General features: G+C 46.8%; 10 protein-coding genes. 3 read left to right on the top strand and 7 right to left on the bottom strand.

The genetic code is table 11. The features are described from left to right. Window positions 1-41 precede the first annotated feature (41 nt). The 3 genes from LZG72_RS02730 to LZG72_RS02720 all read right to left on the bottom strand — a co-directional run bounded on the left by LZG72_RS02730 (window position 42) and on the right by LZG72_RS02720 (window position 2741). A complete protein-coding gene (locus tag LZG72_RS02730; RefSeq protein ID WP_233867216.1) occupies window positions 42-983 on the bottom strand; it encodes a hypothetical protein in 942 nt (313 codons plus the stop codon). Between the two features lie 52 nt (window positions 984-1035). Beyond that, window positions 1036-1692, bottom strand: a complete 657-nt coding sequence (locus LZG72_RS02725; protein WP_233867213.1) for a hypothetical protein — start codon at window positions 1690-1692, stop codon at window positions 1036-1038. A gap of 137 nt (window positions 1693-1829) precedes the next feature. Further along, window positions 1830-2741, bottom strand: a complete 912-nt coding sequence (locus LZG72_RS02720) for an LEA type 2 family protein (protein ID WP_233867210.1) — start codon at window positions 2739-2741, stop codon at window positions 1830-1832. Window positions 2742-2860: 119 nt separating this feature from the next. Between LZG72_RS02720 and xth the strand changes: the two genes are divergently transcribed. Then, entirely contained in the window at window positions 2861-3634 is a 774-nt protein-coding gene (xth, locus tag LZG72_RS02715) for an exodeoxyribonuclease III (protein WP_233867208.1), read from the top strand. 29 nt (window positions 3635-3663) lie between these two features. Here xth and LZG72_RS02710 read toward each other — a convergent pair whose 3' ends face one another. The 3 genes from LZG72_RS02710 to LZG72_RS02700 form a co-directional block, all read right to left on the bottom strand. Further along, window positions 3664-4008, bottom strand: coding sequence for a hypothetical protein (locus tag LZG72_RS02710; protein WP_233867206.1), 345 nt, complete (start codon window positions 4006-4008; stop codon window positions 3664-3666). 142 nt (window positions 4009-4150) lie between these two features. Beyond that, window positions 4151-4921, bottom strand: a complete 771-nt coding sequence (locus tag LZG72_RS02705) for a LytTR family DNA-binding domain-containing protein (RefSeq protein ID WP_233867204.1) — start codon at window positions 4919-4921, stop codon at window positions 4151-4153. Beyond that, a complete protein-coding gene (locus LZG72_RS02700) occupies window positions 4921-6033 on the bottom strand; it encodes a sensor histidine kinase (protein WP_233867202.1) in 1113 nt (370 codons plus the stop codon). Before LZG72_RS02700 ends, LZG72_RS02705 begins: the two co-directional genes overlap by 1 nt. Before the next feature lie 301 nt (window positions 6034-6334). On the opposite strand from LZG72_RS02700, the gene LZG72_RS02695 reads away from it, so the two are divergent. Both LZG72_RS02695 and LZG72_RS02690 read left to right on the top strand, forming a co-directional pair. Then, a complete protein-coding gene (locus tag LZG72_RS02695; RefSeq protein WP_233867200.1) occupies window positions 6335-9493 on the top strand; it encodes a TonB-dependent receptor in 3159 nt (1052 codons plus the stop codon). A gap of 143 nt (window positions 9494-9636) precedes the next feature. Next, window positions 9637-10983 (top strand): alkaline phosphatase family protein, encoded by a 1347-nt coding sequence (locus tag LZG72_RS02690; RefSeq protein ID WP_233867198.1) that lies wholly within the window; start codon window positions 9637-9639, stop codon window positions 10981-10983. A gap of 162 nt (window positions 10984-11145) precedes the next feature. Here the strand turns inward: LZG72_RS02690 and LZG72_RS02685 are convergent, their stop codons facing one another. After that, entirely contained in the window at window positions 11146-12612 is a 1467-nt protein-coding gene (locus tag LZG72_RS02685; RefSeq protein WP_233867196.1) for a Gfo/Idh/MocA family oxidoreductase, read from the bottom strand. Between the last annotated feature and the right edge of the window lie 48 nt (window positions 12613-12660).

Here is a 12660-nt window from a genome sequence, read left to right as displayed (position 1 = left end):
AAAAAAGGGAACGGAGTAAGCGAACGTCAGCGTGAATTTCTTTAAAAACTCACAAAATATCTTTTATTTAACAAATTTCCTTCCTGATCAAAGTAAAGCTCGCAGACCTGGGAATAGCTTGGACTCGTCAATTTCAGGTAGTAGCTCAACTTTCCGTCATATTCACCTTTGTATCTATCATACTGCGGCGACATATACTTGAACCCCTGCAATTCGGGAGACCGGTCCAGCTCGCGTTGTATGGCCTTGGGTAGCGTTTCCAGATTTGTGGCGTTATCAGTGAAGTCTTGGCTCATCCATCTCAGATTGCCTTTTTCATCGAAAATAAGAAAACCCACATAATCTTGGTTGTTTCTTTTGACGAAGACCTGCATCCAGTACTGCTTTTCGTAATTCAGCATTACCCTTGCTTCTCCCCCTACCAAAGTCAATTCTTTTTTGCCGGCCATATAAGTCCTGATTTCTTCAGGAAAATCTTCCATTTTGCTGATGGGGATATGGTATTTAATCAATTCGAACGTCGCATTTGTCGGCCTGTAATTGGTACCCTGATATCGGCGCCAGTCAAACGAGTAATCGGTATTGTTGAATTTGTAAATGAGCCGGTGCCGCCGCTCCGATGTCGGATAAAAATCAATGTCTTCGGCATTGTCCGAAAAAACGCCACCTATAAAAACAGAACCGGGCATAAGATCTTGCAGCAACGCAGGCACCGTATCGGCATTGGACCTGAATGTCTCCCACATTTTGGTCTGATCGACGAGGGAAGTATACTTATCGGCTTCAAGATTAAACCCCACTTCCCATACTTTACTGCTCATGATGGTCTTAAAAACCAGGTCCTTCGCATTTGGAAACCGTGATTTGACGACCTTAACTGCTTCTGTCGGATCGGTACCGGGATCAACCGGGTTTAAATCATTGACCTGATTACAGGATACTGCCCACAAAATAGTAATGACGATGACAGTCCAGACTTTCACGATAGATATTGGGTTATTCTAAAAAAACACTGATAGAGGAAGGAAACGTAACTTAAAACACGACAACACCTCTTTCCCAGGAAGCGCTATCAGGATCTATATAAAATACGTAACATGGTTTCATCACAATCGTATAATCCTCGTAGATCCACGTCATAGACTGATCCACTCCGGCTTTTGCCGCTTCAAAATCATACGTGTAATGATACCGGCTTGTGTCGAGATAGGCGCTTTTCCCCGGAGGTACCATGCGAAATACATCATCCGGGCCCGAAGATGTTACTACAACTGTCTTTTTCGTTTCATCCCAGTTGAAATGCATGCTGGTAGGCCGCGAAAATTTCATGTTCGTATGAAATGCCCTGGCAGTAGGAGGAGCTGGAAATTGAAATGGAGGATTTTTCCAAACAGAACCGCCATAAAACTTAACCTCACCCACGCCGGCCGATCCGGAACCTGCCCAGAAAGTGAGCAGCACTGCATCCCGGTACAACACCATAATGGAGTCTTTCAAAAGATCAGTAGTATCCTTTCCGACTACCCTGTAAGCCTTTGAAATGTAAAAAGGGGTGGTACCCAGTTGACTGTAAAATCTTTCCTTGTCGAATTCTTCTGCCACTACATCTTCTTTTTCGACGGTTTTATGTGAGCAGGAAGCCAACCAGCACGCGCAAAATAAAGTCAATGCAGAAAATAACCGTTTCTTCATGGAATAATGCGTTTAAAAAGTATGGGAATAATCGTTTTCACCTTCTTACATACAGACACCGTCCGGAGCGGCTACCGTTGCATATATTCAGAAATTTCCAATAAAAATTACGGAAACGCTATTTTTTATTAACCGTATTACTTTTTACCAACCATATTCAAGAGTTCTTCCATATTACCACGGATGGTCGCACTAAAATTGCCATTATCAATGGCTTTCATGTCCGACTCGATCTTACTTTTGAATTTCGCCACAAACTTGGTATCCTTCCTGTCCATTAAGATTTTCCAGCCGCTTTTCAATAATTTACCTTCTATCAGCTTGGCATTAATGGCGATTTCCTGGGTCGTCTTCGGTGCTACGTTAATCACTTTCTGAAGGATCGCCTCCATTTCCATCGCATCTTCCATTTCAAACCGGAATGTGGGATTACGAACTTTAATGGTAAACACATTGGGATTATAAAATGAAACGACCAGGTCCACTCCTTTTCCTTTGAGGTCGAGGGCATGAAAATCCACATCTTTGATCTTAATCGTCGGAAAATTATAGGCGGGGAGCCGTTTCGTGGTCTTCACTTTAATATCTTTTTCACCGGCGATGGGCACGTCCAGCTGGAGTACGGAATTGAAGGAATAGTCGGCGCTGTCGATATTATTCGCGGTAAAATACTTCAGAAGGTTGATCAGCGGCTTACCTAAAACCTGCATGGGGATTTCGATCACCGAGCTATCCGACGATTCGATAGAAATAGGTTTATTATAATGATTCTCAACGACTTTGATCGAATCAATGTATACAGTGAACCGGAGCCCATTCGCCTTAATGCCGACCGGCAATGGGTTATCGATCAGAACACTCGCCTGCATATTGATCCGTTCCTCATCAATATCCTTCAAGGAAAGTGCTGCTATTTTTATCTGCGGTGTCAGCTTCTCTGCTGTTTTCTGCTTTGCCGAATCAGCGCCCGGAGATCTGAACCAAAGCCAGACTCCAATTCCAAGTATCAGGATCACCGCCAGTACCAGGATGGATTTTTTATTTTTCATAAAAAAAATGGATTTATTCAGCTCCTAAAAATCCATTCCACGGTGCGGAAAAGTAAAGGGCACAGCTTTTGATCTTACATTTAAAACCGTAATCACACCGACCATACCGATAGCTTACTATGAAAATCGCCACCTATAATGTAAATGGAGTGAATGGACGCTTACCTGTGCTGCTTCGGTGGCTGGAAGAAGCCGAACCGGATATCGTTTGTCTGCAGGAATTGAAAGCCCCGCAGGAAAAATTTCCGGAAACGGCGATCAGGGATGCAGGATATAATGCGATCTGGCAGGGACAAAAAAGCTGGAATGGTGTCGCGATACTTGCCCGGAACATGGAAATCACCGAGATGCAGCGGGGGCTGGACGGCGAACCGGAAGATCTGCATAGTCGCTACATCCAGGCGATCATCAATGACATGGTCATTGGCTGCTTGTATTTACCAAATGGAAATCCCTCGCCGGGGCCAAAGTTCGATTACAAACTACGCTGGTTCGAGCGTCTCACCGCCCATGCGGAAGAGCTGCTTTCCCATAAAGTCCCCGTCATACTCACAGGTGATTACAATGTAATGCCGACTGAAATGGATGTGTACAAACCGGAAAGCTGGAAAGACGACGCTTTGTTCCGGCCGGAAGTGCGGGAGGCTTATCGCAAACTGGTGGACCAGGGCTGGACTGACGCGATCAGAAAACTGTACCCGGATGAGCGCATTTACACATTCTGGGATTATTTCCGAAACGCGTACGGGCGAAATGCCGGTTTACGCATCGATCACTTTTTGCTGAGTCCGGAAATCGATAAAAGACTATTGAGTGCGGGGGTGGACACGTACGTGCGAGGCTGGGAAAAAACAAGTGACCACGCCCCTACCTGGATCGAGCTGGCAGATTAAGGAGCAATCCGCAGCCCTACATGAGCAATTTACCGCAGGCTAACCGATTTAATGGATAACCTCGCCAGATCGAAACCTCTCTTTCTGCAGCTTAGGCAGGTGCCCAGGCTGGCAGCTTTTTGAGGTGTGTTCTGTTGGTTTTCATAATGCGCCATTCTGCATTTTGAAATGAGGATTTTCAAGGTTTCGCCCGTGCCTTTGATTAAAATTTTGTTGATGTTATACTCCGACAAATTCAATTCATCCGAAATATCTTTCCCTGTAAACTTTCCGCCCATACTAACCAGTTTCTGAACACACGCGCGGATACGGTTCAGGCTGGAAAGTTGATCCGGGGACAATTGCTTCTTTAATCTTTCGTCGAGTCGTTCCATGGGAATAGGATTTACTTAGGTTGATGATGAAACCTAAAATAAAACCCACTCTTTTTCCGACTAAATAAAAAGCATTAAATGACTGATTTTTGATGTCGAATGACTGGAAATTGTTGCGGAACACATTTCGTAAAGATGCATTTTACTTTCCGAGCCACTGCTTGAAGTTTGCAATCCGGTCGGCGCTGACATATACATCCTGAGCCGTCGAGGGTGCCAATTCAAGTTTTAAGCGTCCGGCGGACAAGGAATTAATCACCTGAATACTGTTTAAAGAGATTATCAACGATCTGTTGACCCTAAAAAACAGCTTCGGGTCCAGTAGCTGAAAAACCTTGTCCAGACTATATTCCATTGCCAGATGTTTTCCGTCGAACGTTCTGAGAAACGTTGCTTTTTGCTCGATGATAAAATACGCGATGTCTACCGTCTTAATGCTGAACATTTTCGTTCCGGCCGTGGCAAGAAACCGTTCTTTGAAAGTATCCTGCCCGGCGGAAGTCAGGTATGATGAAATAAATGCAGCCAGGTCCGGAGCTGAACTTCTCTTCATTTCCAGGCTTTTAAACTTGTCCAGTGAAGACACCAGCTCGTTCTGATCGATGGGTTTGAGCAGGTAATCGACGCTGTTGGCCTTGAATGCACGAAGTGTATATTCGCTGTACGCCGTCGTAAAAATGATCGGAATAGTCAGTTTCAGTTCATCTATAATCCGGAAACCGAGATCGTCTTCCAGGTGCAGGTCGAGGAAAATCAGGTCGGGTTTTACATGATTCTCGTTTCCCAGCCACTGAACACTTTCCCTCACGGAGGGAATTTTTGCCAGGATATTTATTTCAGGGTCATACCGGTTGATCAGATTTTGCAGTCTGGTTGCGCTCAGTGCCTCATCCTCAATAATCAATACATTCATTAAATCAGGGGTATTTTTACTATAAAATCACTTTGTCCGGCGGAAATTGACACCGGTTTGTTAACCAAAAGTTTGTACCGGTCCACGATATTCTGAAGTCCGAGCCGGGTGGAGGGCTCGGCCAGCTGGCGGCTGCGGATCGGGTTGCTCACGACAATAAAATCATCTTCGCGTGAAATCGTGATCACCAGCGGATTATCGGCTGACATTTGATTATGCTTCACCGCATTCTCGATCAGCAGCTGCAACGAAAGCGGCACAATGGAATAGGTTTCCATCTCCCTGGCGGAAATACGGATGTCGAGCCGGATCTTGTCTTCGAAACGCGTTTTGAGCAGGAACATGTAAGTTTCCAGAAAGTCAATCTCTGTTTTTAGCTTAATGGTCTCAAAATCCGATTGTTCAAGAATGTACCGGTACGCTTTCGAAAGCCGGTTTACAAACTCAACCGACAGCTCCTGATTTGTTTCGATCAGCGTCGAAAGAACACTGAAATTGTTAAACAGGAAATGAGGGCTCACCTGATTTTTCAATGCACTGAAATGCGCTTTAATATTCTCTTTTTCAAGACGTTCTTCATTAATATGCACTTGCTGTAATTTCTGGTTGGCGCGTTTGTTTGAAGCCAGGTAGTAGGCGCCCATTAAAGCCATTACAGTAATGGCGGTGTTCGCACGTCTCCGGTGCAGCCGCGCGTCATCCAGTACCACGGGCGCAAATTCAAAAGGCTGATTTTCCCAAATGGCTTCCATATAATGCCAGAGTATGCGAAAGCCGGAATTAAACATGACAGCCAGCCCAAATGCAATGACCAGGGTAAAAAATTGATTGAAAAACTTAAACTGATCCAGAAACTGTTCGCCTAAAAACCCGGAAACAAACTGTTGCAGCCGCTCGATCACATGTATCCACAACGTAAAAAACGATACGCTGACAAAAATCTCCATGATCCACAGCGGCAGCTTATGCAGGAATTCGTCCAGATTGATATGCAGCAGGTTCATATAAATGCGCATCGGCAGATAAATGAGGGCGAACCCAAACCCGAGCCGCCACTTTTGCGATGCGGTGAGCGTATCAGTAGTTTTAAGTAATGGAGAAGTGCTGATCATATGATTTGATTACATTGATTTTTAAAGCAAACAACCCGGGTATTTTAACCTTTTCCTCATGATCAAAAAATTGGTGTGCGGAAATCGATCGGCGCGGGACGTCCGGACCTTCATCTTAACCCAACCATAATCTCGCGTTAACGCACCGGTAACATTGCCGACCTACTTTTGCAGCCGATAAAACGGGTCGCAATATCCAGGCTTGTTCCATGCGTATATAGCAAACCGCCACATGGTTTGTGCAAGCCTGTTGTGGCTTCCCGCCAATCAGCCACTATTAATTAAATAAAACGAACAGAAAATGATGCGATTAATTACTCGCTGCCTTGTGCTGTGCACAATGCTTTGTTACTCCATTGTCCAAACTTTTGGCCAGGGTAACGAAGCCTCGATCACCGGAAAGGTGTCGGAAACCAAAGAGGGCCCGATTGTGGGCGCCACGGTTTTCGTAAGAAATGAATCGACCGGCTTTCAGGCTGGAACGGTTACGGACGCAAACGGAGATTACATCATCAAGCAATTACCGCTGGGTTCACCTTACTCCATTACCGTGTCCTACATTGGTTTTGGCGAACAAAAGAAAACAGGTTATGCATTAAATCAGGGCGATCAGCTTCGTCTGAACTTTGCCCTCGAAACCAGCGCAACCGAATTGAATGCAGTTGACATTAAAGCTAACTCACTGAAAAATACCGTGGTTAGCCTTGGCGCATCCACTGCAATTACGGCAAAAGATATTACCAAACTGCCGGTAAACGGACGGAATTTCACCTCACTAATCGAGCTTTCTCCATTGAGCAACGGTAACAGCCTTGGCGGTCAGCTGGGATCTTCTACCAACTATACAATCGATGGTATGACCTCCCGGAGCACGATTGCGGGTGGTGAAACCGGAGGTGCCTATGCGATTTCAATGGAAGCGATCCGCGAGTTCAAAGTGGTAACCAACGAGTACGATGTGACAATGGGCCGCGCGGGTGGCGGTACGATCAGTACTGTGACTAAATCGGGTACGAACAAATTGTCAGGTAGCGCATTCAACTTCATGCGTACCGATTGGCTTTCAAGCCCTAATGATTTGCGTGGGAACAAAAGAACGCAAGACTTCTCCACTTATCAGTACGGTATGTCGCTGGGTGGCGCATTAAAAAAAGACAAAGCACACTTCTTTGTGGCGTGGGACCACCAGGCCGATTCCCGTCCATTGTTTATCGCAAACCTGCAATCCGACGCTGATGTAGCAGCCAACAAGGTGACGCAAACGACGCTGGACAATTTCCTGGAAATCGCGAGATCGAAATACGGCGTATCCAACAACCCGCAATTCGGTTCATTTCCTAAAACAAAAAGTACTGACGCGATCTTCGCAAGAATTGACTGGCAGCTGAATTCGAAGAACCTTCTGACGCTCCGCAACAACCTTATTACGGAGATGGACAAGCTGTCGGAGGGTGACAACACGACCATCAATGCGTACGAATCTTACATCGACCGTAAGCGTTTCAATAACAGCCTAATGGCATCACTTCGCACGATCGTGAGCCCAAAAATCACGAACGAGTTTAAGGTCCAGCATTTCTATCAGAATGAAGCGGTTATCCCAAGCTCGGAGCTTCCTTCGGCCAGCATTCCACGTGCGATCGTTGAGAACGTCACCTCAACAGCCGGCACAAACAACTATATCACCGCCATTCAGATCGGTGGTCAGCGTTTTTCGCCTGAATGGTTTAAAGGACAGGTTTACCAGGCGATGAACAACCTCTATTACAACACGGGCAAAATCAACTTCACATTTGGTATTGATGTGATGTTCAACCGCATGAAGTCGGTTTATGGTAGCGAAATGAATGGACGTTTCTATTTCACAGGTCTTGACAACTTCAACAACCAGACGCCTTACCGTTACGCCCGTGAGATCAATTTGCGGGAAGATCCAAGCTCGATCGTTAATTCTCTGGCAACAGGTCTTTACGCACAAATGGAGACCAAACTTGCGCGTGGCCTCGAAATGATCGCTGGTCTGCGTCTGGATAACACCCAGTACCTGAACAAAGCGAATTTTAGCCAGGTCGTATTCGACGAATTGAAACTGCGTACGGATAACAAGATCAATACAACCCAATTGCAGCCACGCGTACAATTTACCTGGGACGTAAATGAGCAAAGCAAGGACATTGTTCGTTTTGGCGCGGGTGTCTTCGGTTCACAGTTGAACCCTTATTCGATGATCAACAACATGTTGTTCGACGGAACGAAAGTGGCGGCGGTTGAAATCCAGGGTGACCAGGTGCCACGTCCTGATTTCCCGGGATACCGTGCCGACCCGTCTACTGCTCCCGGTGCTGACCTGTTCAACAACCCGAAAATCGAGCGTCTGGTCACGATCAACATGAACAACGCTGACGCGAAAATCCCGGTTCTTTATAAAACGAACTTCTCTTACAACCACTTTTTCAGCGATCGTCTGCGTGTGGGTGTGAGCGGTTATGCTTCCTGGGCGCGTAACAACTATATGTATGTAGACCGCAACATGGTGGAAGAACCTTACTTCCGCATTGCAGCAGAAGCAAACCGTGGCGTGTACGTACCTGCGAGTACAATCACGGAAAAAAATGGCGCTACAAACTGGTTGGAAAGCCGTAAAACCAAGAACGTAGGCCGCGTACTCGAACTGAATAGCAATGGCAAGAAAAACCAGTATGCAGTGGTAATCGACGGTACTTACCGTTATTTCAAAGACGGACAAATCACATTCTCTTATACATGGAACGACTCGAAAGACAATACTTCATACAATGGTAACGTGGCAAACACGGCAACACTTGATTTGATGGTTGCTGACGATCCACGCGACTTGAGCCGCATTGCTTATGCGAACAACCACTTCCGCAACAAAGTAGTATTCTACGGAACTGCGCCAAGTATCTGGGGTGTAACACTCGGTCTGCGTTACTCCGGTATCGGCGGAACGCGTTATTCAATGGCCGTGAGCGGTAACATGAACGGTGATTTCGTTTCTTCAAACGACCTTCCCTACATTTATGATCCTAACAGCCCTGAAACGCCAAAGGTTGTCAGCGACGGTATCAACGCCATCCTTAACAATCCGGAGGCAGAACAAAGCATCAAGGATTATCTCACCAGAGATATGGGCAAAATGGCTGAGCGTAACGGAGGTATCAATGGATTCTATGGTGTATTTGACCTGAGATTGGCGAAGAAATTCAATTTCTACAAAACTCACGGTTTGGAAGCTTCTGTGGATATCTTCAACGTAGCTAACTTGCTGAACAAAGACTGGGGTGTAGGAACCAACCTCGGCAAGCAAAACCTTTACACGATCAGATCATTCGACAAAACGAAGCAGCAATTCGGCTACGGCATGAGCAACGGTACAGGTGTATCCAGCCTGAACGGCAGCCCTTATCAGATCCAGATTGGTTTGCGGTATGCGTTTTAATTTGAGGTAAGGTATTATTAAATAGTAAGTTAATTTGTCACACTGAGCGGACCGGGCCGCCGGGCGGTCGAAGTGCGTTACCACCAAGCAGTAACGCACTTCGACTGCGCTCAGTTTGACAAACAAAAGATAATTAAATGAAAATGAATAAAATAGCTAGCATTATCGCATTCACGTTCTTGTCTTTCGGCTCACTCTACGCCCAGGACTCCCATGTGATCCTGATCAGTATCGATGGCTTGCGTCCGGAATTTTACAAAGATCCCAGCTGGTCGATGGTGAACCTGCGCCAGGCGATGCAAACCGGCTCCTATGCCGATGGCGTTACCGGCGTTTTCCCGACGGTCACCTACCCTTCACATACGACGATGGTGACTGGCGTGAAGCCGATCAAACATGGTGTTTACTACAACACACCTTCGGAGCCGCTTGAAATTACGGGTAAATGGATCTGGGATTACAAGACGATCAAGGTTCCTACGATTTTCAGCGCAGCCAAAGAAAAAGGTTTGAAAACGGCATCTGTATTCTGGCCGGTATCACTCGGCGGACCTGCGGATTATAACATTCCGGAATATTGGTATCTGCCAAAAACAAAAGGTGGAAAACGGGATATGTTGAACGCATTGAATGAAAATTCTTTTCCAAAAGGCTTTTTCGAAGAAGTGCAGCAAAACTCGATCGGCAAACTGGAAGAAATTGATTTCGACGGCGATTACCTCGGCATCGATGATAACCTTTCGAGAGCGAGCGGGTACATTATCCGCAAATACAAACCATCATTCCTGGCCGTGCATTTGGTTGCAGTGGATCATTTCGAGCATGAAGAAGGTCGTGATGGTGAAAAGGTTCGAGCCGCACTTTCGAGCGTTGACCGGGGTATTAAAGCCATTATGGAAGCCGTTGAAAAAGCGGGGATTAAAGACAAAACGACTTTCATCGTTACCGGAGACCACGGTTTTGTTGACATCCATTCTTCCATTGCGCCAAACATCCTGCTCGCCCAGGCCGGCCTTTACGACCCGAATAACAAAGACTCCTGGAAAGCATATTTCCATGCCTCGGCCGGATCATCGTTTCTGCATTTGAAAGATCCGAAGGATACCAAGACTTTGGAAAAAGTAAAACAGATACTCGACAAATTGACGCCATCGCAGAAGGCGATGTTCGAGGTGAAAGATCGCGCCGCGCTGGATGCGGTTGGAGCCGACCCGAATGCGGCATTGGCACTGGCCCCTAAACAAGGATTTACATTCGGGAGCACCGCAACGGGTGACTTTGTAAGGTCCGCGAGCGGTGGAACCCACGGCTTTTTCCCCGATTCAAAAGAGATCCAAACGGGTTTAGTAGTATTTGGAAAAGGGATCAAAAAAGGCGCCGTTATTCCCGAAATGGGATTGCAGGACATTGCCCCATTGATCGCGAAGTTGCTAAATATTGATTTTCCTTCGGCAGACGGGGTTTTGTATCCTGGGTTGCTGGCCAAATAATCTGGCACGAAAGCGGGCGTGAGGGTCCCCCTCGTGCCGATTATTATAAGGCCTCCGGCCGATGTTAAAAGAAAAGGCCTCTGCCAACTAACATTTCGTTGCCAGTCGGCCAGAGGCCTCTTCATAACCGGTCCGAACGTGACGTTCGGACCAAATGCTATATTAAACGCCCAGGCTCCACCCTTCGCGGTAGTTGCGGCGAACGTATTGGTTCACCTCATCAAAGTTGGTAACCTTCATATTCTGCGCATCCCAAAGCATTTTCATGTTACTGCCAGGGTATGTAAATCCTCTTCCGTCTTCCCTTGCTTTTGGCATATCCGCACCACGAATTGCAAGGTTTGCACCCAAAATCGCTTCGGTTAATGGACCAGCCAGTTCAAATGGCGAGCTCAATTCCATTTTGCCATAACCTGCAATACATCCTTCCACCCACTGCGCATAGTGACCTTCGGCACTGCCTGGTACGCGGGCGAATTTCTGTTTCACATTTACTTCCTGCATTTTGGAAAGTGGCAGCAAACGTGGATTAGCCGCATATTCGCTGGCCATCATTTTGCCTTTTGACCCTACAAACAAAATACCGCTGTTACCGTCACCAAACAATTCGTTCGGGCCGAGTTCTTCCGGACGTTCCGGTTTGATACCACCATCCATCCAGTGCATGATCACGGGACCTTTGGTTTTTGGTGTTTTCGGGAAAGTCAATGTCGCGTGGCTGGATGGCGGGCAGCTGTCCGGGAACACGCCTCTTTTGCCAAATGCCGTGAACACACTACCGACGCTGGCCTGCATATCTGTCGCATATTTCAGTCCCAGCACGCGGAATGGAGCTTCCATCAGGTGGCAGCCGAGATCGCCCAACGCGCCGGTACCGTAATCCCACCAGCCTCTCCAGCTACCCGGGATCAGGTTCTCAACATAGTCTTTTTTCGGTGCGGTACCAAGCCACAGGTCCCAATCCAGTTCTTTCGGAACGGCAGGCTTGTCGGTTGGCCAGGGAATACCTTGTGGCCAGATGGGCCGGTTTGTCCAGATAAATACCTCACTTACATCACCGATGATACCGGCATCGTACCATTCGTGCAGCGTTCTCACACCATCTCCTGACGATCCCTGGTTCCCCATTTGCGTCACGACCTTGTATTTGGCTGCGGCTTCTGTCAGTTTACGCGCTTCGTAAATATCATGCGTCATTGGTTTCTGCACATACACGTGTTTGCCCAGCTGCATGGCAGCCATCGCTACAACCGCGTGGGTATGGTCAGGAGTCGAGACGGAAACTGCGTCAAAATTCTTGGATTCCTTATCGAACATTTCCCGGAAGTCTTTATAATACTTGGCTTTGGGGAAATTGGTAACACTGGTCGTTGCACGACGGTCGTCCACATCGCAGAGATAAGCGATGTCGGCTTTACCACTCTTGGCAAAATTGGCAAGGTCGGATGTTCCTTTTCCACCTACCCCGACACCGGCAACAAGCAACTTATCGCTTGGCGCCAGATACCCCTTTCCACCTAAAACGTGGCGGGGAACAATCATAAATCCAGCCGCGGTTGCCGCTGATGCTTTGATAAAATCTCTTCTGGACGAAGCTGATTTTTCAGAATTTGTAACCTTTTCTTCCATATACCGGTTTGGGTTTAAATGCGGATCAAGTCTTTTAAGTGAAAGTGA

Source organism: Dyadobacter sp. CY323, from assembly GCF_021390245.1.
Taxonomy (GTDB): domain Bacteria; phylum Bacteroidota; class Bacteroidia; order Cytophagales; family Spirosomataceae; genus Dyadobacter.
The sequence above is the reverse complement of the archived record's forward strand: the minus strand, read 5'-3'. Positions and strand labels throughout refer to the sequence as shown.